Origin of the sequence: Cupriavidus sp. 2KB_3 (genome assembly GCF_052115685.1) — a bacterium.
In the GTDB taxonomy this organism is placed as follows: domain Bacteria; phylum Pseudomonadota; class Gammaproteobacteria; order Burkholderiales; family Burkholderiaceae; genus Cupriavidus; species Cupriavidus campinensis.
Genome location: NZ_JBFRHD010000010.1, coordinates 1 through 18,689 on the forward strand (window position 1 = coordinate 1; position 18,689 = coordinate 18,689).

At 65.2% G+C, this 18,689-nt stretch carries 20 protein-coding genes; 9 read left to right on the top strand and 11 right to left on the bottom strand.

All coding sequences use genetic code 11. From position 1 onward, the window contains the following. Positions 1 to 195: 195 nt before the first annotated feature. Genes AB4120_RS12480 through mutL form a run of 3 tightly spaced genes read right to left on the bottom strand, consistent with a single transcriptional unit; the run spans position 196 to position 3,663 of the window. On the bottom strand, positions 196 to 693 hold the full coding sequence (locus tag AB4120_RS12480) for a GNAT family N-acetyltransferase (RefSeq protein ID WP_149135236.1): 498 nt from the start codon (positions 691 to 693) through the stop codon (positions 196 to 198). Between the two features lie 44 nt (positions 694 to 737). Next, positions 738 to 1,697: a tRNA (adenosine(37)-N6)-dimethylallyltransferase MiaA gene (miaA, locus tag AB4120_RS12485; RefSeq protein ID WP_149135237.1), complete on the bottom strand. Its 960-nt coding sequence runs from the start codon at positions 1,695 to 1,697 to the stop codon at positions 738 to 740. Between the two features lie 10 nt (positions 1,698 to 1,707). Further along, a complete protein-coding gene (gene mutL / locus AB4120_RS12490; protein ID WP_149135238.1) occupies positions 1,708 to 3,663 on the bottom strand; it encodes a DNA mismatch repair endonuclease MutL in 1,956 nt (651 codons plus the stop codon). 110 nt (positions 3,664 to 3,773) lie between these two features. Here mutL and AB4120_RS12495 point away from each other — a divergent pair, with 110 nt between their 5' ends. After that, complete coding sequence (locus AB4120_RS12495; protein WP_144202431.1) at positions 3,774 to 4,439, top strand: DedA family protein; 666 nt, start codon at positions 3,774 to 3,776, stop codon at positions 4,437 to 4,439. A gap of 9 nt (positions 4,440 to 4,448) precedes the next feature. Here AB4120_RS12495 and AB4120_RS12500 read toward each other — a convergent pair whose 3' ends face one another. Both AB4120_RS12500 and murJ read right to left on the bottom strand, forming a co-directional pair. After that, positions 4,449 to 5,297 carry a SirB1 family protein gene (locus AB4120_RS12500; RefSeq protein WP_092301038.1) on the bottom strand — a complete coding sequence of 283 codons (849 nt, stop codon included), beginning with the start codon at positions 5,295 to 5,297 and terminating at the stop codon, positions 4,449 to 4,451. Positions 5,298 to 5,310: 13 nt separating this feature from the next. Further along, positions 5,311 to 6,861 carry a murein biosynthesis integral membrane protein MurJ gene (gene murJ, locus AB4120_RS12505; RefSeq protein ID WP_149135239.1) on the bottom strand — a complete coding sequence of 517 codons (1,551 nt, stop codon included), beginning with the start codon at positions 6,859 to 6,861 and terminating at the stop codon, positions 5,311 to 5,313. Between the two features lie 285 nt (positions 6,862 to 7,146). On the opposite strand from murJ, the gene rpsT reads away from it, so the two are divergent. Next, positions 7,147 to 7,413, top strand: a complete 267-nt coding sequence (rpsT, locus tag AB4120_RS12510) for a 30S ribosomal protein S20 (protein WP_149135240.1) — start codon at positions 7,147 to 7,149, stop codon at positions 7,411 to 7,413. 158 nt (positions 7,414 to 7,571) lie between these two features. Here rpsT and AB4120_RS12515 read toward each other — a convergent pair whose 3' ends face one another. Beyond that, positions 7,572 to 7,877, bottom strand: coding sequence for a DUF3579 domain-containing protein (locus AB4120_RS12515; protein ID WP_092301029.1), 306 nt, complete (start codon positions 7,875 to 7,877; stop codon positions 7,572 to 7,574). 425 nt (positions 7,878 to 8,302) lie between these two features. Here AB4120_RS12515 and argF point away from each other — a divergent pair, with 425 nt between their 5' ends. Both argF and ppnP read left to right on the top strand, forming a co-directional pair. After that, the gene (argF, locus tag AB4120_RS12520) at positions 8,303 to 9,226 is read left to right on the top strand and encodes an ornithine carbamoyltransferase (RefSeq protein WP_144202425.1); all 924 of its coding nucleotides are present in this window, start codon (positions 8,303 to 8,305) and stop codon (positions 9,224 to 9,226) included. A 122-nt stretch (positions 9,227 to 9,348) separates the two neighbouring features. Beyond that, entirely contained in the window at positions 9,349 to 9,660 is a 312-nt protein-coding gene (gene ppnP / locus AB4120_RS12525; RefSeq protein WP_144202423.1) for a pyrimidine/purine nucleoside phosphorylase, read from the top strand. Positions 9,661 to 9,691: 31 nt separating this feature from the next. On the opposite strand, the gene murB is transcribed toward ppnP, so the two are convergent. Next, complete coding sequence (murB, locus tag AB4120_RS12530) at positions 9,692 to 10,702, bottom strand: UDP-N-acetylmuramate dehydrogenase (protein ID WP_149135241.1); 1,011 nt, start codon at positions 10,700 to 10,702, stop codon at positions 9,692 to 9,694. A 78-nt stretch (positions 10,703 to 10,780) separates the two neighbouring features. Between murB and AB4120_RS12535 the strand changes: the two genes are divergently transcribed. After that, positions 10,781 to 11,266: a YajQ family cyclic di-GMP-binding protein gene (locus AB4120_RS12535; protein WP_092301017.1), complete on the top strand. Its 486-nt coding sequence runs from the start codon at positions 10,781 to 10,783 to the stop codon at positions 11,264 to 11,266. Between the two features lie 68 nt (positions 11,267 to 11,334). Here AB4120_RS12535 and AB4120_RS12540 read toward each other — a convergent pair whose 3' ends face one another. The 3 genes from AB4120_RS12540 to AB4120_RS12550 form a co-directional block, all read right to left on the bottom strand. Continuing rightward, the gene (locus AB4120_RS12540; RefSeq protein WP_149135242.1) at positions 11,335 to 11,793 is read right to left on the bottom strand and encodes a DUF192 domain-containing protein; all 459 of its coding nucleotides are present in this window, start codon (positions 11,791 to 11,793) and stop codon (positions 11,335 to 11,337) included. A gap of 168 nt (positions 11,794 to 11,961) precedes the next feature. Continuing rightward, complete coding sequence (locus tag AB4120_RS12545) at positions 11,962 to 12,153, bottom strand: hypothetical protein (RefSeq protein WP_149135243.1); 192 nt, start codon at positions 12,151 to 12,153, stop codon at positions 11,962 to 11,964. A gap of 110 nt (positions 12,154 to 12,263) precedes the next feature. Further along, positions 12,264 to 12,890 carry a pseudouridine synthase gene (locus AB4120_RS12550; RefSeq protein WP_149135244.1) on the bottom strand — a complete coding sequence of 209 codons (627 nt, stop codon included), beginning with the start codon at positions 12,888 to 12,890 and terminating at the stop codon, positions 12,264 to 12,266. 237 nt (positions 12,891 to 13,127) lie between these two features. Between AB4120_RS12550 and icd the strand changes: the two genes are divergently transcribed. Both icd and AB4120_RS12560 read left to right on the top strand, forming a co-directional pair. Continuing rightward, positions 13,128 to 14,378 (top strand): NADP-dependent isocitrate dehydrogenase, encoded by a 1,251-nt coding sequence (icd, locus tag AB4120_RS12555; RefSeq protein ID WP_149135245.1) that lies wholly within the window; start codon positions 13,128 to 13,130, stop codon positions 14,376 to 14,378. Between the two features lie 214 nt (positions 14,379 to 14,592). Beyond that, positions 14,593 to 15,057 carry a VOC family protein gene (locus AB4120_RS12560; protein ID WP_149135246.1) on the top strand — a complete coding sequence of 155 codons (465 nt, stop codon included), beginning with the start codon at positions 14,593 to 14,595 and terminating at the stop codon, positions 15,055 to 15,057. Between the two features lie 219 nt (positions 15,058 to 15,276). Here AB4120_RS12560 and AB4120_RS12565 read toward each other — a convergent pair whose 3' ends face one another. Then, complete coding sequence (locus tag AB4120_RS12565; protein ID WP_144202409.1) at positions 15,277 to 15,483, bottom strand: cold-shock protein; 207 nt, start codon at positions 15,481 to 15,483, stop codon at positions 15,277 to 15,279. Between the two features lie 536 nt (positions 15,484 to 16,019). Between AB4120_RS12565 and clpS the strand changes: the two genes are divergently transcribed. Both clpS and clpA read left to right on the top strand, forming a co-directional pair. Continuing rightward, positions 16,020 to 16,346, top strand: a complete 327-nt coding sequence (clpS, locus tag AB4120_RS12570; RefSeq protein ID WP_008644942.1) for an ATP-dependent Clp protease adapter ClpS — start codon at positions 16,020 to 16,022, stop codon at positions 16,344 to 16,346. Then, a complete protein-coding gene (gene clpA, locus AB4120_RS12575; protein WP_144202404.1) occupies positions 16,343 to 18,640 on the top strand; it encodes an ATP-dependent Clp protease ATP-binding subunit ClpA in 2,298 nt (765 codons plus the stop codon). The genes clpS and clpA overlap by 4 nt, the downstream gene beginning before the upstream one ends. The last annotated feature ends 49 nt before the right edge of the window (positions 18,641 to 18,689 follow it).

The window sequence follows — 18,689 nt, forward strand, 5'->3', positions numbered from 1 at the left end:
CTGTCTATTTCATGGCGTTTGGCGATCTCACCATAGCCTGCCTGACCGTCCAGGTAGCTCTGGATAACTGTCAGCCTGAACTGCTCCGAGTACCGATACATGAAAAAACACCCCAAAAGTTGGTGTCCAACTTTTGGGGTGCAGTTCACAACATCGGGCGTTTTTGTTTTTGGGCCTTGCGCGCGGCGCAGCGCCTCAGGGCTGGCCGCCGAGCTTCGTCAGCGCCTCCCCGGTCACGCGGCAAATGCGCCAGTCCGGCATCACATCGGCCCCCATCGCCTGATAAAAATCGATCGACGGCTGGTTCCAGTCCAGCACCGACCATTCGAAGCGGCCGCAGCCGCGCGACAGGGCGATGCCGGCCAGATGGCGCAGCAGCGCCTTGCCCAGCCCGTGGCCGCGCCATGCCGGCTCCACGAACAGGTCTTCGAGATAGAGGCCCGGCTTGGCCAGGAAGGTGGAAAAATTGTGGAAGAACAGCGCGAATCCGACCGCCTGCCGGCCGGCCGCCGTCTCCACCTCCACCAGCACTGCCTCGGCGTGCGGGCGGTCGCCGAACAGCGCGTTCTGGATTTTCTCTGGCGTGGCTTCGACCAGATGGGTCAGCTTTTCGTACTCGGCCAGCGCGGCGATCAGGCGGAACAGCGTGGCGCTGTCTGCGGGCGCGGCAGGGCGGATGGCGAAGGCGGTCATGGGAGCGGTAGTGGGCAGCAATGGTGCGAAGGAAAGCGGCAATCCTACCCCAACATCCCGGCCAGCCGGGCCACCTGGGCCACGTAGTCCGGGGCGAGGCAGTCCACGCTCACGCGCTCGGGCGTGCTGCGCAGCCAGGTGAGCTGGCGCTTGCAGAGCTGGCGCGTGGCGGCGATGCCGCGCTCGCGCATGGTGGCGGCGTCGCAGGCGCCGTCGAGGTACTCCCACACCTGCCGGTAGCCGACGCAGCGCATCGACGGCAGGCCGAGATGCAGGTCACCGCGCGCGCGTAGCCGCTGCACTTCGTCGATCAGGCCGCCGGCCAGCATCGCATCGAATCTGTCCGAGATCCGTGCGTGCAGCACCGCGCGATCCGACGGCTCCAGCGCGATCACGCGGTAGCGCGCATCGGCCGCGCCGGTGAAGGTGCGGGCGTCGGCCTGGCGGGCCAGCAGCGCGGACATCGGCTGCCCGCTCAGGCGGAAAATCTCCAGCGCGCGCTGGATGCGCTGCGCATCGTTGGGCGCCAGCCGGGCGGCGGTGACCGGGTCCACCTCGGCCAGCATCGCGTGCAGCGCCGGCCAGCCCCGTTCGGCCGCCAGCGCGTCAAGTTCGGCGCGCAGCGTGGCGTCGGCCTGCGGCAGATCGTTCAGGCCCTGCGTCAGTGCCTTGTAATAGAGCATGGTCCCGCCCACGATCAGCGGCGCCCGGCCGCGCGCGCGGATTTCGCCGATCAGCCGCTCGGCATCGGTGACGAACTGCGCGGCGGAGTAGCTGTCGGCCGGATCGATGATGTCGATCAGGTGGTGCGGCACGCTGGCCAGTTCGTCGCGCGTGGGCTTGGCGGTGCCGATGTCCATCTCGCGATAGACCAGCGCGGAGTCGAGGCTGATGATCTCCACCGGCGCGCGCGCGGCCAGCGCCAGCGCGGCGGCGGTCTTGCCGGAGGCGGTGGGGCCGAGCAGGCAGACCACGGGCGGATGGCCAGAAGGCAAGGCAGACATCGACGAACCGTTACTGGCCACGCAGGAACAGCCGGTCCAGCTCGGCTACGGTGAGCTGCACCCAGGTGGGGCGGCCGTGGTTGCATTGGTCGGCGCGCTCGGTCTGCTCCATCTGGCGCAGCAGCGCGTTCATCTCTTCCAGCGTGAGCTTGCGATTGGCGCGCACGGCGCTGTGGCAGGCCAGCGTGGCGAGCAGCTCGTTCTGGCGCTCGGCCAGCACGCGCGAGCCGCCGTAGGATTGCAGGTCGCGCAGCACGTCGCGCGCGAGCGCCTCGGTATCGGCCTGCTTGAGCAGCGCGGGAATGGCGCGCACGGCCAGCGTGGTCGGGGAGACTGGGGCGATGTCGAAGCCGAGCAGGGTCAGCGTTTCCTGATGTTCCTCGGCTGCGCCGATCTCGACCGGGCTGGCCGGCAGCGTGACCGGGATCAGCAGCGGCTGCACGGCCAGTTCGCGCGCTTCGAGCGCGGTCTTGATCTGTTCGTACAGGATGCGCTCGTGCGCGGCATGCATGTCCACCAGCACCAGCCCGCGCGCATTCTGCGCCAGCACGTAGATGCCGTGGAGCTGGGCCACCGCGTAGCCGAGCGGATGATTGGCCTCGTCGGCTTCGGCGCCGTCCGCGTCGTGCTGGACGAAGGGCGATGTAGCGCCCATCGGCAGGCGGTCGAGCAGGCTGGGCGGTTCGTCGGCGCGGGCGGCCTGGGCATCGGCCAGCCAGGCGGGCGGCTGCGTGGATGGCTGCCAGGCGCGGCCGGCGCCATCGCCGGTGGCCTCGCGCACCATGCCGAGGTAGGCCTGGCGCGGCTGGGCGATACCGAGTTCGGTCTGGCGGCCTGCGGAGTAGTTGACCCACTGCGGCGCGGCGCCGGGCACGCCGCCGTTGCCCATCGGGCGGGCGGTCGGCATCGCGGCGCTGTCCACCGCGTCGGTATGCAGGCTGTCGCCCTGTTCGCCGGCCTGCCGCGCCAGGCAGCGCTGCACGGCGTGGTAGACGAACTGGTGCACCGCGCGGGATTCGCGGAAGCGCACTTCGATCTTCGATGGATGCACGTTCACATCGACCATTTCCGGCGGCAGGTCCAGGCACAGCACGTACGACGGGAAGCGGTCGCCATGCAGGACGTCCTGATAGGCGCTGCGCACGGCGTGGTTGAGCAGCTTGTCGCGCACAAAGCGGCCGTTGACGAAGAAATACTGCTGGTCCGGCCGCCCCCGGGACGCCGTGGGCAGCCCCGCGAAGCCATACAGGTGCAGGGTGCCGGCTTCCTCGTCCAGCGCCAGCCGGGCGCGCGCGAAGTCGGTGCCCAGCACCTGCGCGGTGCGCGTGGCCACGTCGCCGCCGTTCCAGTGCTCGAGCGGCTTGCCGTTGTGATGGACCGAAATCGTGACATCGGGCCGCGCCAGCGCCACCCGCCGGATCATCTCCAGGCAGTGCCCCAGCTCGGTTTGTTCCGTTTTAAGGAACTTTCGGCGCGCTGGCGTGTTGAAGTACAGGTGCTGCACATCGACCATCGTGCCGACCCCGCCCGAGGCGGGCTGGAGGTGGCCGGTGTCGGCGCTGACCTGGGTGGCATGGGCGGCATTGGCGGTGCGGCTGGTCAGCACGAGGTGCGAGACCGACGCGATGGACGCGAGCGCCTCGCCCCGGAAGCCGAGCGTGAGCACGGATTCCAGTTCGTCGAGCGAGGCGATCTTGCTGGTGGCGTGGCGCGTGAGGGCCACGGGCAGTTCGTCGGCAGGAATGCCGCAGCCGTTGTCCGTGATGACCATGCGCCGCACGCCGCCTTCCTCGAGCCGGATGGCCAGCTGCGTGGCCCCGGCATCGAGTGCATTTTCGAGCAGTTCCTTGACCACCGAGGCGGGCCGCTCCACCACTTCGCCGGCGGCGATCTGGCTGATCAACTGGTCCGGCAGGGCGCGGATGGGACGGCTGGGCTGGGTGGTGCGGAGGGCGTCGGCAGGCATGCGGCGATTATACGTGCGGCCGGACACCTTTTCGGCACACTTCGGCCCGCCGGGTGACGGACTCGCCCGGCGGCTCTTGTATCATGGGGACCTTCTTCTAGGGGATCAGTTTGGACACCGTATTGCAACTGCTGGACATGGTCCTGCACATCGACAAATTCCTCGGCCAGTTCGTTCAGGACTATGGCGTCTGGGTGTACGGCATCCTGTTCGCCATCGTCTTTGCCGAGACCGGCCTGGTGGTGCTGCCGTTCCTGCCCGGCGACTCGCTGCTGTTCATTGCCGGCGCGATGTGCGCCACCGGCGCGATGAACGAGTGGGTGCTCTGCGGGCTGCTGCTGGTGGCCGCGATCACGGGCAATACGGTCAACTACTTCGTGGGGAGCTGGATCGGGCCGAAGGTGTTCGACCACCAATGGCGCTTCCTGGACCAGAAGGCGCTGCGCAAGACGCACGACTTCTATGAGCGGCACGGCGGCAAGACCCTGGTGATGGCGCGCTTCATCCCGATCGTACGGACCTTCGCGCCGTTCGTGGCGGGGGTGTCGCAGATGACGTTCGCGCGCTTCCAGATGTTCAACGTGCTTGGCGCGGTGGCCTGGGTCTGCGGGCTGGTGTTCGCCGGCTACTTCTTCGGCAATCTGCCCTTCATCAAGCAGTACCTGAACCTGATCGTGCTGGCGGGCATTGGCGCGGCGGTGGTGCCGCTGGTGCTGGGCGGACTGTGGAAGCTGGTGCGCGGCAAGCCGCGCGCCCGCGCGGATCTCAAGGACTGATCCGGGAATTTAACTGAGGCTGCGGCTCATCATCCGCAGCGCCGGCATGCGGTCGCGGATCTGGGTAGTATCCGCCGCATCGGGACGGGCCTGGACGTAGGCTTCCAGGTCCTCCAGCGCCGGCCGGAAGCACTCCAGGTTGGCATAGGCCAGCCCCCGGTCGCGCACTTCCTCTATCGAATTCGGCAACAGGATCACCAGGCGGTTCTGCACCGCCAGCAGCCGTTGCCAGCGCGACTCCTGCAGGTAGATCGCCTTCAGGTTGCGCAGCAGGCGGGCGACGATCTCGCGGTGGCTCGCCACCTGCAGGAACAGCCCCAGCGGCACCTGGTTCGGGTCCGAAATCCCCTCCCGTTCGAGGTAGGGGTCCAGCATCTCCTGCAATTGCTCCTTCGACAGCGTCTCCCCGGTGAGCGGGTCCAGCACCACCTCGCCGGCGGGAATGGTCATGCGCACGAGGAAATGATTCGGGAACGACACGCCCTTGAGCGGCAGCCCGATCTGCTGCCCCAGCTCCATATAGAGCACGGCCAGCGTGATCGGAATGCCGCGTCGCTGGCGCAGCACCACGTTCAGGTAGGAATTGTCGGGATCGTAGTAGTCGTTGGCGTTGGCGCCGAAACCGAGATCGCGGTAGAAGAAATGATTGAGCAGGCGCAGGCGCTGGATGGCGGGCGTGCCCTCGGCGATCCGCCGCTTGAGCCGCAGCGCCAGTACGTCGAGCGAGGCCAGTTCGGCTTGGAGGTCGAGGTCCGGGTACGCGTCCTGGGCGATGGAGAGCGCGGTTTCCGTCAGCGGGATGCCGTTTTCGTCGGCCACGAGGCTGGCGAAGTAATCCAGGACTTTCGTGGATGTCATTGCGGGTTCCTGACTAGCCGGCGCGGCGCCGGAAGGCGGCGTAACGCAGCCCCATGATCCACAGTGTACCGAAGTAGACCACCGCCGCAAGTACCAGGCACGACGCCATCAGCGCGATGCGCGCAAGCGGCGTGGCGCCCATGGCCACCCAGTCGAAGTTCCGGGCAAACCACAGCAGCATGCCCGCCAGGATCAGCACCGCCGCGAGCAGTCGGGCGAGGAACAGGCCCCAGCCCGGGGCCGGCCGGTAGAAACCGCGCCGGCGCAGGCCGAAGAACAGCAGCAGTGCGTTGACCGTGGCGCCGAAGCTGATCGACAGCGCCAGCCCGGCGTGGCCCAGCAGCGGCACGAAGACATAGTTCGAAGCCTGCGTGATGACCAGCACCAGCAGCGCGATCTTGACCGGCGTGCGGATGTCCTGCCGCGCGTAGAAGCCTGGCGTCAGGATCTTGATCAGGATCAGCGCCACCAGGCCGGCGCCGTACGACACCAGCGCCTGGCGCGTCATTTCCACCGCGTGGGCGTCGAACTTGCCATAGTGGAACAGCACGGCCGTCAGCGGCGTGCCGAACACGAACAGGCCCACGGCGGCGGGCACGGCCAGCAGGAAGGTCAGGCGCAGGCCCCAGTCGAGCAGGCCCGAGTACTCCTCGCGGTCGTCCGTGGCGCTGGCGCGCGAGAGGCTCGGCAGCAGGATGGTGCCCAGCGCCACGCCCAGCAGCGCGGTCGGGAATTCCATCAGGCGGTCCGCATAGGTCAGGTACGAGACGCTGCCGGCGGCCAGGTGCGAGGCGATATTCGTGTTGATGATCAGGCTGATCTGCGCCACCGACACGGCCAGCAGCGCCGGCAGCATCTGGCGGATCACCCGCCGCACGCCGGCATCCGACCAGGCCGCGCGCAGGTTGAACGAGAGCCGCGGCATCACGCCAAGCCGGCGCAGCGCCGGGACCTGGATGACCAGCTGGAGCACGCCGCCCGCCAGCACGCCCCAGGCCTGGGCATAGATTGGCTGGCTCATGTGCGGGCCGACGAACAGCGCCGCCACGATCAGGCAGAGGTTCAGCAGCACCGGCGTGAAGGCCGGCACGGCGAAGTTGCGCCAGGTATTGAGGATGCCCGACGCCAGCGCCACCATCGAGATCAGGCCGATGTAGGGAAACATGACGCGCGTCATGAACACGGCGGCGTTGTAGGTCTCGGAATCGCCCCGGAAGCCGGTTGCCACCACCGTCATCACGACCGGGGCGCCGATCACGCCCAGCACGGACACCGCCACGAGCACCCAGGACATCACCGTGGTCACCGCGTCGATCAGGTGGCGGGTCTCGTCCGGCCCGCGTTTGCCGTGGTACTCATTCAGGATCGGCACGAAAGCCTGCGAGAATGCGCCCTCGGCAAAGACCCGGCGCAGCAGGTTGGGTATACGGAACGCCACATTGAAGGCGTCGGTCATGTCCGAGGCACCGAAGGCCCGGGCAATCAGGATTTCGCGCACCAGCCCCGTGACGCGGGAGAGCATGGTCAGGCTGCTGATGGTGGCGAGCGCTTTGAGCAGGTTCAAGATGGGCCGTGAAAGTTGCTGCGGCGCCACGTATGAGGCGGGGGCCGGCTGGGAATGTGGCGGCTATTATACGGATCGGGCCGCGCGGCACGTCCAGGATGCGGCAGGCGCGTATCGGTCTTGCCCACCGCGCCGGCATGTGTGTATAATCGCCGATTCGCAAAGGACAGTCGCGTTCCGGATTCGTGTGTCAGAGCATCCCGGGTCGCACGATGTGACTTAATTGTTGCGTCCCAAATTATTGCGTCGCCCCGGGCGCGCATTCTGAATTCAGGAAGAAATTACATGGCAAATTCCGCACAAGCCCGCAAGCGCGCGCGCCAGGCCGTCGCCCAGAACGCCCACAACTCCAGCCTGCGTTCGCGCCTGCGCACCGCCGTCAAGGCCGTTCGCAAGGCAATCGACGCTGGTGACAAGGCCGCCGCTGCCGAGATCTTCAAGCAGTCGCAGACCGTGATCGACAGCATCGCCGACAAGAAGATCGTGCACAAGAACAAGGCTGCACGTCACAAGTCGCGCCTGTCGGCTGCTATCAAGTCGATGGCTGCCTGATTGCCGCATGGGCCGCTCCGGCGGTCCTGTTGCAGTCCAAGGAGTATGCAGTGCGCCGGATCGGCATCGGTCCGGTATGAAAAAAGCTCGTCATCGCGACGAGCTTTTTTGCGTTCTGGCGCCAGCCTGGCCCGGGTGTCCGGGCCGGCCAGGGACCTTCAGTCGTTCAGGAAGCAGGCTTCCACCACCTGGAGGTTGTTGTCACGGGCGAAGTTGAGGACGAAGTCGAGCGCCTTCGGCTCGATGTCGCGCAGGCGGGTATCGACCACGACGTTTTTCACGCCGGCGACGATCACGGGCCGCACATAGGGCGAGTAGGTCAGGCGGGGGTCGCCGGTGTCGCCCTCGGGGCGAAATTGCGCCATCACGCCGCACAGCCGCTCCGCCCAATCGCTCGGTCGAAAGGTCTTGCCTTCCTTGGTGACGCCTTGGATGAAGTATTCGCGAACGTTGGGGGTGGTCATGAGACTGCGGGGATAAGACGGTGACTCGACGGTAAACCCGCTGGACGGGCGCCCGTTTGACGTGTCCGGCTGGCGATTGGTTCGCACGCATCCGGATGGGAGAGCGGGGCGCTTTGTCTGCGGGGGCACTTTTGATGCCGACGGCGGGCGGTGGCATGGGTATGCCCGGGGCCCCGCGTGAATCAGCCAGTATTATATCTTATATAAGACCTGCGCATAGGGGCGAATCCTGTCGGGAAGCTGTCAGCGGGCGCATGCGGGCGGGTCTGCCCGGGCTCGCCAAAGCTGAAATAATCCCTTATGATTCTTGCAATTACATTGCGTAAGCGACGCGAAAGGCGGCTCCGCGACACGCTCCGACCCTCAGGGACAGCCAGTTCCGGCTTCCGGGTTGCGTGTCCTGATCGAGCCGCCTTCTTTGTTTTATGAGCCCAACCCCGATCAAGCATTACCTCCAGTTCAGCGATTTCGGACCCGAAGAGTACGAATACCTGCTGGACCGCGCGCGGATCCTCAAGGCCAAGTTCAAGAACTACGAGACATGGCACCCGCTGCACGACCGCACGCTGGCCATGATCTTCGAGAAGAATTCCACGCGCACGCGCCTCTCGTTCGAAGCCGGCATCCATCAGCTCGGCGGCCATGCGGTGTTCCTGAACACGCGTGATTCCCAGCTGGGCCGTGGCGAGCCGATCGAGGACGCCGCCCAGGTGATCTCGCGCATGGTGGACATCATCATGATCCGCACGTTCGGCCAGGAGATCCTGGAGCGCTTTGCCGCGCATTCGCGCGTGCCGGTCATCAACGGGCTCACCAACGAATACCATCCGTGCCAGGTGCTGGCCGATATCTTCACCTACATCGAGCAGCGCGGCAGCATTGCGGGCAAGACCGTGGCGTGGATCGGCGATGCCAACAACATGGCGTACACCTGGATCCAGGCCGCCGAGCGTCTGGGTTTCACGTTCCATTTCTCGGCCCCGCCGGGGTATCAGCTCGAGCCGGCCATGGTGCCGGCCACGGCCGCGCACCTCGTCAAGGTGTTCGATAATCCGCTCGATGCCTGCCAGGGCGCGCACCTGGTGACCACCGATGTCTGGACCAGCATGGGCTTCGAGGCCGAGAACGACGTGCGCAAGCGCGCGTTCCAGGACTGGATGGTGACCACGGCGATGATGGACCGCGCCACCGATGACGCGCTGTTCATGCACTGCCTGCCCGCCCACCGTGGCGAGGAAGTGGAAGCGGCGGTCATCGACGGCCCGCGCAGCGTGGTCTGGGAGGAAGCCGAGAACCGTCTCCACGTGCAGAAGGCGCTGATGGAATTCCTGCTCTGCGGCCGTTACTGAACACCGCACCACACCCGACGAAATGGGGCCCGCAAGGGCCCCGTTTTTACGTCCGCCGTCATTCGGCCAAATTCCGGTCAAGTCAATCGATATTCATCCAAATCCCTGAGGAGAGTGAACAAATGAGTCAGTTCGACAATGTTTCCGTGGTCAAGAAGGCCAACCTGTACTTTGACGGCAAGTGCGTGAGCCACACGGTGGTGTTTCCCGATGGCACGCGCAAGACGCTGGGCGTGATCTTCCCGGCCACGCTGAACTTCAACACGGGCGCGCCGGAGATCATGGAGATCAACGGCGGCAGCTGCCGCGTGCGTCTGGCTGGCTCGGAGGAATGGAAGACCTATGGCGCGGGCCAGCAGTTCGACGTGCCCGGCAACAGCAATTTCGATATCGAAGTGACCGAGACGCTGGACTACGTCTGCCACTTTGGCTGATTTGCCAGGGTGAGGGGGCCGCGCGGCGGCCTCAGAGGATCACCGGCTCCGGCTCGATCCGCACGCCGAAACGCGCCTGGACCGTATCGGCGATGCGGTCCGCCAGCTTGAGCAGCGCGGCACCCGTGCCGCCGCCGTGGTGCACCAGCACCAGCGCCTGCTTGCCGTAGACGCCCACCGGGCCGTCATCGAACCCCTTGAACCCGCATTGATCGATCAGCCAGCCCGCCGCGAGCTTGTAGCCGCCGTCGGGCTGTGGATAACTGACCAGCGACGGGTGCGCGGCCAGCAGCGCGTTGCGCAGCGCGGCATCGACCACGGGATTCTTGAAGAAACTGCCAGCATTACCGATCTGGGCCGGGTCCGGCAGCTTGCGTGAGCGGATGGCCACCACGGCGTCGCGGACCTGGGCCGCATCGGGCGCGGCTACCGACTCCAGTTCCCGCGCCAGTTCGCCATAGTTGAGTACCGGCGCCCACGCCTTTGGCAGGCGCAGCGTGACGGTGGTGATCAGGTAGCGGTCGCGCCCGTCGCGCTTGAACAGGCTGTCACGGTAGCCGAAGGCGCATTGTTCGCGGTCCAGAGTGACGAAGGCGCCAGTCTGGCGGTCATAGGCACGCAGGCTGGCGAAGCGCTCGCGCAGCTCCACGCCATAGGCGCCGATGTTCTGGATCGGCGCCGCGCCGGCCGTGCCGGGGATCAGGGCGAGGTTTTCCAGCCCGGGCAGGCCGTCCGCAATGGTGCAGCCTACCAGCCCGTGCCAGTTTTCGCCGGCGCCGGCGGTGACCAGCCAGTCGTTGCCGTCATCCGCCACCGCGTAGCCGGGGATTTCCATCAGCAGCACCAGCGCGTCGAGGTCGCCGGTCAGCACCACGTTGCTGCCGCCGCCCAGCACCACCAGTGGCAGGCCCTGCGCGCGCGGGTCGGCCAGCGCGGCCAGCAGGTCGGCTTCGGTGCGAATGTGGGCCGCGAGTCGCGCCCGGACATCGAAACCGAATGTATTGTGCCGGCGCAGGGGATAGAATTCGTGGAAATCTGCCATCAAGGGAAGGGTTTGCGGCCGCCGCGGCGGGCGACCCGGACTGCGGGGTAGGCCCGATTATACGTAGGAGAATCGAAAATGCCGTCGTTCGACGTAGTGTGTGAAGCCAATATGGTGGAAGTGAAGAACGCCGTGGAGCAGTCCAACAAGGAAATTTCCACGCGCTTCGACTTCAAGGGCTCCGACGCCCGTGTGGAACAGAAAGAAGGCGAGCTGACCGCGTTTGCCGATGATGACTTCAAGCTCGGCCAGGTCAAGGACGTGCTCATCAACAAGATGGCCAAGCGTAACGTGGACGTGCGCTTCCTCGACTACGGCAAGACCGAGAAGATGAGCGGCGACAAGCTCAAGCAGGTCATCACGATCAAGAAGGGCGTGACCGGCGACCTGGCCAAGAAGATCGTCCGCATGATCAAGGACAGCAAGATCAAGGTGCAGGCCAGCATCCAGGGCGACGCCGTGCGCGTCTCCGGCACCAAGCGGGACGACCTGCAGTCGGTGATCGCGCTGCTGCGCAAGGATGTTTCCGACGCGCCGCTGGACTTCAACAACTTCCGCGACTAAGCGCCCGCCGGCGTGGCGGTCTGCGCCGCGCCCGGGAACGTGTGATTGCGCCGGCTTATTGCGCCATCTTATTGCGCCTGCCGCGCCTGCGGCAGGCCGCCGATCTTCGCGCCCGGCTTGATGCCCTTCTGCGCGAACCACCCCTTGTTCATCTCGAGCGCATAGCGCACCGCCGCGCGCGGGCAGTGGTTGTCCTCGCTCTGCGGGGCCATGTCCTCGATGTTCACGATGCTGCCGTCGTCGGCCAGGAAGGCGATCGAGAGCGGAAGGTTCGTGTTCTTCATCCAGAAGCAGTGACCGGCTTTTTCATCGAAAACGAATAGCATGCCGGCGTTGGCGGGCATGGTCTTGCGATACATCAGGCCGCGCTCGCGCGCCTCGGGCGAGGCGGCCACCTCGGCCTGGATGGCATACATGCCGGCCGTCAGCGGAATCACGGGCAGCGCGGACTGCCCCTGGGCGAGGCTGGCGAAGGACGTCAGCGCGGCGGCGGCGGCGGCCAGCAGAATCTTGGGCACGAGTTGCATGGCTTGGGAGGAGATTTGGAAGTTCGACCGCCGAGAGCATAGCGCAGCCCGGCGTCCCCGCGCTTGCGCGGACGCACCGGCGCATGAAAAAAGGCAGGCCGCCGATGCGCGCCTGCCTTTCCCAGGGGCGGCACGCCGGGCTTGCGCCGGGCCGCCGCAGCACCGCCCTTATTGGGTGGTGGTTGCCGAAGGTGCCTTCTTGGTGGAGGCGTGCTTCGTGTGCTTCTTCTTGCTGGTCTTCGCGGGCTTGGTGGCTTCCTTGGCGGCCGGCGCAGCGTCCGTGGCGGGAGCGGCCGGAGCCTGGGCAAACGCGCCGGTGGCGAACAGTCCGACAACCAGGGCAGCGATCAGTTTTTTCATTGCGAGTACCTCAAAGTGGGTTCTGCGTAAGGGATTCGACGGGGCGGTGCCTGACCCGTCTGCCCTCTGAAACGGCGTGCGCAATCGTGCCGTTGACGTCGCGCTTGTCACTATTTGTAACGGCGCCTTACCGGTGGGCGCGCCTGCGGGCGAGGGGGTGGCCTCGGCGACGGCTGCGGCAGCCCGAGCACGGCCGGGTCGATCTCGCACCAGGCGCCCGGCGCCAGTCCCAACTCAGGCAAGGCCAGCGCGCCGATGCCCACGCGCACCAGCCGCAGCGTGGGAAACCCTACGGCGGCGGTCATCCGCCTGACCTGGCGGTTCTTGCCTTCGCGGATCTGCAATTCCACCCAGGTGGTGGGGATGGCCGCACGGAAGCGGATCGGCGGATCGCGCGTCCAGAGCCAGCTTGGGGCGTCGATGATGCGCGCCGAGGCCGGCTGCGTGCGGAAATCGCCAAGATCGACGCCGGCGCGCAGCGCGGCCAGCGCGGCGGCATCGGGCACCCCCTCGACCTGGGCCAGGTAGGTCTTGGCTAGCTTGTGGTGCGGGTCCGCGATGCGGGCCTGGAGCGCGCCATCATCGGTCAGCAGCAGCAGGCCCTCGCTGTCGGCGTCGAGCCGGCCGGCGGGATAGACGCCGGGCACGCGCACGCAGTCCGCCAGCGTTGGCCGCGTAGGATGCGCGGAGAACTGGCTCATCGTATTGAACGGCTTGTTCAGGGCAATCAGGGTCATGGGCGCGAAGTATGCCAGCCGCCGGCGTGCAGCGGCAGCGGCCCGATTTGGCGAATCCCAAATCCCTGTTGCATAATAATAAGATTAGTCTTATGTCTTATATAAGACTCATTTGACAATATCCATGCTGACCGAGCGGCGCGGCGGGGTTCCCCTCTACAATGCTTCGCATCAGTCACGCATTGACACTGCCGGGCACTGGCCGGGCAGCGACACAACCCGCAAGTGGAGACGTTCATGTACCAGCACATCAAGGTCCCGGCAGGCGAGAAGATCACGGTCAACGCCGATTCCTCGCTCAACGTGCCGGACAATCCCATCATTCCGTACATCGAGGGCGACGGCACGGGTGTGGATATCACCCCGGTGATGCTCAAGGTGGTGGACGCCGCCGTGGCAAAGGCCTACGGCGGCAAGCGCAAGCTGGCCTGGATGGAGATCTACGCCGGCGAGAAGTCCACGCGCCTCTACGGCCCGGACGTGTGGCTGCCGGACGAGACCCTGCAGGTGGTGAAGGACTACGTGGTGTCGATCAAGGGCCCGCTGACCACCCCGGTGGGTGGTGGCATCCGCTCCCTGAACGTGGCGCTGCGCCAGCAACTCGACCTCTACGTCTGCCTGCGCCCGGTGCGCTACTTCAAGGGCGTGCCCTCGCCGGTGCGCGAGCCGGAGAAGATCGACATGGTGATCTTCCGCGAGAATTCGGAAGATATCTATGCCGGTATCGAATGGGAAGCGGGCAGCGAAGGCGCCAGGAAGCTGATCAAGTTCCTGCAGGACGAGATGGGCGTCAAGAAAATCCGATTCCCGGAGACATCGGGCATCGGCGTGAAGCCTGTGTCGCGCGAGGGCACCCAGCGGCTGGTGCGCAAGGCAATCCAGTATGCCATCGACAACGACAAGCCGTCGGTCACGCTGGTGCACAAGGGCAACATCATGAAGTTCACCGAGGGTGGCTTCCGTGACTGGGGCTACGAACTGGCGCTGCAGGAATTCGGCGCGGAACTGGTGGATGGCGGTCCGTGGTGCAAGCTGAAGAACCCGAAGACGGGCCGGGACATCGTCATCAAGGACGCCATTGCCGATGCCTTCCTGCAGCAGATCCTGCTGCGTCCGGCCGAGTACTCGGTCATCGCCACGCTCAACCTGAATGGCGATTATGTCTCCGACGCGCTGGCAGCCCAGGTGGGCGGCATCGGCATTGCGCCGGGCGCGAATATGTCCGACACGGTGGCCATGTTCGAAGCCACCCATGGCACCGCGCCGAAATATGCCGGCAAGGATTATGTGAATCCGGGCTCGGAGATCCTCTCGGCGGAAATGATGCTGCGCCACATGGGCTGGACCGAAGCGGCCGACCTGATCATCGCGTCGATGGAAAAATCGATCCAGTCGAAGAAGGTGACCTACGACTTCGCACGGCTGCTGGAAGGCGCCACGCAGGTGTCCTGCTCGGGGTTCGGGCAGGTGATGATTGACAATATGTAAGGAGGTTTCGGGCGTTATCGGCCGATTCCAAGCAAAGAACCCCGGTGGCTGACAGGCGACCGGGGTTTTTTGTTGGCTTGGGGGAGTGCCACAGCACGCCCTCGCTGTATGGTGGCGTGGTCAGGCTGCCGGTGTAGACGGCATGGCCCCTTCTGGCGATTGACCTCGCCATCCGCTACAACATCAGAAGTCAGTGTTTTACGAGGAGACAGTCATGGATGACCCGTTTGGGAGACGCGCGCTTGGCGCTGCGCTGTTCTACAAGGATCCGCTGACCGCGCTCGACTGGCTCGAACGCGCGTTTGGCTTCGAGCGCGTGATGGTGATTACCGACAAGGAAGGCCATCTCGTGCATTCGGAAATGCGCTATCGCGACAGCTACCTGATGGTGGGCAGCGAGTGGGCCGACTACACGGCCAGCCCGGCGTCGGTCGGCGGCAAGAACACGCAGGCGGTGCATGTGCACATGCCGGATGGGCTCGACGAGCATTGCGAGCGGGCGCGTGCTGCCGGTGCGGTGATCGTGCGGGAGCCGGAAGACCAGTTCTATGGGGACCGCGTCTATTCGGCGCGCGACCCGGAAGGGCATGTCTGGAGTTTCGGGCAGTCGGTGCGCAAGGTCAGTCGCGAGGCGGCCGAGCTGGCCAGCGGGCTGAATATCGAGGGGTGGACGGGCTGACGCAAGCCGCGCCGACCGTACAAAGCGACGGTACAAAGCAAGACGCCCGGTTCTCACCGGGCGTCTTGTTGGATGCGTGGCGTATCGCTTGTGAACCGCTACTGCAGCGTGCCGCGCTGGCGGGCCAGCGTGGCACAGGATCCCGTTCCGGGGGAGCGCGTCCCCCCGCATCCGTTTGACCGCCGCGGCTCTGGGGCCCGTGCGGTCGCGGCGCGACTTTTACTGTGCGTCCTGGATATTCGTGGCCTGCTTGCCCTTAGGGCCCTGCACCACCTCGAACACCACGCGCTGGCCTTCCTTCAGCGTCTTGAAACCCGCCATCTGGATCGCCGAAAAGTGCGCAAACAGTTCTTCCTCGCCATCGTCCGGCTTGATAAAACCGAAACCCTTGGCGTCATTGAACCATTTGACGATACCGCTAGCCATAAACTCCCCCAACGAAAAAACAGATTTTCAAGCGGGGAAACCTGTGGCCAGCCGCATGACGCCGGCACGCCCGCCGGGCCGGTCCTTGTCGGATCCGGCCGGTGGGAATCGCCAGGTCTTGTGGAGCGCGTGGCAAGACATTGCGATCCGCCTGATAATCAGGTGGAAAACGTCATGCCGACGCCGGTCGTGGGCCTCCCTGCTCACGGAATCATCCGGGCCGGCCTTGTACGTTTGGCTCGCCGGCCGGGCCTGGATGTGCGACCGATTTTTCTGGCAAACCACCATACTGTCAAGCTGGCAGATTCCCCACTCGGCGTAGGGTGTGGCGGGATTGAAACGGCCCGGAATGGTACCTTTGGGGAGGCGTGCAGCCCGCCCGAAGGCCGGGCGCGGTGCACCACGGACGTGCGGCGTAAGTCGTTTGCGGCATTTCCGTGCGTTCGGACACGTTGGAACTTTCCGAAGGTGTGGCCCTTGAATACGTGGCCATTTCCCCAAATTGCAGACTTGTGAGTAAGGGTTAGAATAAAGCCATGGCGACACGGCTGGCGAATACCCCACAACGCGAGACAGGCACCGTCATCGAACGGAAGGAGCAACAGCTCAAACCCCCGGCGATGTACAAGGTGGTCCTGCTCAACGACGACTACACACCGATGGAGTTCGTCGTGATGATCCTGCAGCAGTATTTCAGCAGGGACCGGGAAACGGCGACGCAGATCATGCTCACCGTGCACCGGGAAGGCAAGGGCGTTTGCGGTATCTACACGCGGGATATCGCAGCGACCAAGGTCGAGCTTGTATCAACCCATGCGCGGCAGGCGGGCCACCCGTTGCAGTGCGTGATGGAGGAAGCATGATTGCGCAAGAATTGGAAGTAAGCCTGCACATGGCTTTTGTCGAAGCCCGCCAGGCGCGCCACGAGTTCATTACCGTGGAACACCTGCTGCTGGCGTTGCTCGACAACCCGACGGCAGCCGAAGTGCTGCGCGCGTGCGCAGCCAACATCGAGGACTTGCGCACCAGCCTGAAGAACTTCATTGCCGATAACACCCCGGTCGTCCCGGGGTCGGACGAGGTGGACACGCAACCCACGCTGGGCTTCCAGCGTGTGATTCAGCGCGCCATCATGCACGTGCAGTCCACGTCCAACGGCAAGAAGGAAGTCACCGGCGCCAACGTTCTGGTAGCTATCTTCGGCGAAAAGGACTCACATGCGGTCTACTACCTGCAACAGCAGGGCGTAACACGCCTCGATGTCGTCAATTTCATCAGCCACGGCATCCGCAAGGACCAGTCCGAGCCGGCCAAGCACGGCGAGGGCAATGCCGAGGGCGAGGGCGGTGACGGCAAGGAAAGCCCGCTCGAGCAATACACCCAGAACCTGAACGCCCTGGCCAAGGCCGGCAAGATCGATCCGCTGATCGGCCGGGATTCCGAGGTGGAGCGCGTGGTGCAGGTGCTGTGCCGCCGACGCAAGAACAACCCGCTGCTGGTGGGCGAGGCTGGCGTGGGCAAGACCGCCATCGCCGAGGGCCTGGCGTGGCGCATCACCAAGAACGAGGTGCCCGACATCCTGGAAAAGGCAGTCGTGTACTCGCTCGACATGGGCGCGCTGCTGGCCGGCACCAAGTACCGGGGTGATTTCGAGCAGCGCCTGAAGGGTGTGCTGAAGTCGCTCAAGGACAATCCGAACGCGATCCTGTTCATCGACGAAATCCACACGCTGATTGGCGCGGGCGCCGCATCGGGCGGCACGCTGGACGCCAGCAACCTGCTCAAGCCGGCGCTGTCGTCGGGGGCGCTCAAGTGCGTTGGTGCGACCACGTTCACCGAATATCGCGGCATTTTCGAGAAAGATGCGGCGTTGTCGCGTCGTTTCCAGAAGATTGACGTGGTCGAGCCCTCCGTGGACCAGACCGTGCAGATTCTGCGCGGCCTGAAGTCGCGCTTCGAGGAGCACCACGGCGTCAAGTACGCGGCGGCGGCGCTGACTGCGGCCGCCGAGCTGTCGGCGCGCTTCATCACCGACCGTCATCTGCCGGACAAGGCCATCGATGTGATCGATGAGGCAGGCGCTGCGCAGCGTATCCTGCCGAAGTCGAAGCAGAAGAAGACCATTGGCAAGGGCGAGATCGAGGACATCGTCTCGCGCATCGCGCGCATCCCGCCGCAGAGCGTGAACCAGGACGACCGCAGCAAGCTGCAGACGCTGGATCGCGACCTGAAGTCGGTGGTGTTCGGGCAGGATCCGGCCATCGAGGCGCTGTCGTCGGCCATCAAGATGTCGCGGGCTGGCCTGGGCAAGACGGACAAGCCGATCGGCTCGTTCCTGTTCTCCGGCCCGACCGGCGTCGGCAAGACCGAAGTCGCCAAGCAACTCGCGTTCATCATGGGCATCGAGCTGCTGCGCTTCGACATGTCCGAATACATGGAACGCCACGCGGTCAGCCGGCTGATTGGCGCGCCTCCGGGCTATGTCGGCTTTGATCAGGGTGGTTTGCTGACTGAAGCTGTGACGAAGAAGCCGCACTGCGTGCTGCTGCTCGATGAGATCGAAAAGGCACATCCGGATATCTTCAATATCCTGCTGCAGGTGATGGACCATGGTGCGCTGACCGACAACAACGGCCGGCGCGCTGACTTCCGCAACGTGATCATCATCATGACCACGAACGCGGGGGCGGAAACCATGAACCGCGCCACGATCGGCTTCACGAGTGCGCGCGAGCAGGGCGACGAGATGGCTGACATCAAGCGCATGTTCACGCCGGAGTTCCGCAACCGCCTGGACGCGACCATCAGCTTCCGCTCGCTGGATGAGGAGATCATCCTGCGCGTGGTGGACAAGTTCCTGATGCAGCTGGAAGAGCAGCTGCATGAGAAGAAGGTGGAAGCGAGCTTCACCGAGAAGCTGCGCAAGTTCCTGGCCAAGAAGGGCTTCGATCCGCTGATGGGTGCGCGGCCGATGCAGCGCCTGATCCAGGACATGATCCGCAAGGCACTTGCCGACGAGCTGCTGTTCGGCAAGCTTGTGACCGGCGGCAAGGTGGTCGTGGACCTGGACGAGGGCGATCAGATCAAGCTGACGTTCTCCGAGGCTGATCCGGAACCGCCGGAAGCACCGGAAAGCGAACAGCGCGCCGAGGCCTGAATCTCTCACCGGGCTTGGCGGGCCGGCCTCAGTGCCGGCCCGTTTGTTC

Excerpts from the sequence above, each read along its gene's own strand:
- AB4120_RS12480 (WP_149135236.1), bottom strand. The coding sequence starts at position 693 with ATGACCGCCTTCGCCATCCGCCCTGCCGCGCCCGCAGACAGCGCCACG.
- miaA (WP_149135237.1), bottom strand. The coding sequence starts at position 1,697 with ATGTCTGCCTTGCCTTCTGGCCATCCGCCCGTGGTCTGCCTGCTCGGC.
- mutL (WP_149135238.1), bottom strand. The coding sequence starts at position 3,663 with ATGCCTGCCGACGCCCTCCGCACCACCCAGCCCAGCCGTCCCATCCGC.
- AB4120_RS12500 (WP_092301038.1), bottom strand. The coding sequence starts at position 5,297 with ATGACATCCACGAAAGTCCTGGATTACTTCGCCAGCCTCGTGGCCGAC.
- rpsT (WP_149135240.1), top strand. The coding sequence starts at position 7,147 with ATGGCAAATTCCGCACAAGCCCGCAAGCGCGCGCGCCAGGCCGTCGCC.
- AB4120_RS12515 (WP_092301029.1), bottom strand. The coding sequence starts at position 7,877 with ATGACCACCCCCAACGTTCGCGAATACTTCATCCAAGGCGTCACCAAG.
- argF (WP_144202425.1), top strand. The coding sequence starts at position 8,303 with ATGAGCCCAACCCCGATCAAGCATTACCTCCAGTTCAGCGATTTCGGA.
- ppnP (WP_144202423.1), top strand. The coding sequence starts at position 9,349 with ATGAGTCAGTTCGACAATGTTTCCGTGGTCAAGAAGGCCAACCTGTAC.
- murB (WP_149135241.1), bottom strand. The coding sequence starts at position 10,702 with ATGGCAGATTTCCACGAATTCTATCCCCTGCGCCGGCACAATACATTC.
- AB4120_RS12535 (WP_092301017.1), top strand. The coding sequence starts at position 10,781 with ATGCCGTCGTTCGACGTAGTGTGTGAAGCCAATATGGTGGAAGTGAAG.
- AB4120_RS12540 (WP_149135242.1), bottom strand. The coding sequence starts at position 11,793 with ATGCAACTCGTGCCCAAGATTCTGCTGGCCGCCGCCGCCGCCGCGCTG.
- AB4120_RS12545 (WP_149135243.1), bottom strand. The coding sequence starts at position 12,153 with ATGAAAAAACTGATCGCTGCCCTGGTTGTCGGACTGTTCGCCACCGGC.
- AB4120_RS12550 (WP_149135244.1), bottom strand. The coding sequence starts at position 12,890 with ATGACCCTGATTGCCCTGAACAAGCCGTTCAATACGATGAGCCAGTTC.
- icd (WP_149135245.1), top strand. The coding sequence starts at position 13,128 with ATGTACCAGCACATCAAGGTCCCGGCAGGCGAGAAGATCACGGTCAAC.
- AB4120_RS12560 (WP_149135246.1), top strand. The coding sequence starts at position 14,593 with ATGGATGACCCGTTTGGGAGACGCGCGCTTGGCGCTGCGCTGTTCTAC.
- AB4120_RS12565 (WP_144202409.1), bottom strand. The coding sequence starts at position 15,483 with ATGGCTAGCGGTATCGTCAAATGGTTCAATGACGCCAAGGGTTTCGGT.
- clpS (WP_008644942.1), top strand. The coding sequence starts at position 16,020 with ATGGCGACACGGCTGGCGAATACCCCACAACGCGAGACAGGCACCGTC.
- clpA (WP_144202404.1), top strand. The coding sequence starts at position 16,343 with ATGATTGCGCAAGAATTGGAAGTAAGCCTGCACATGGCTTTTGTCGAA.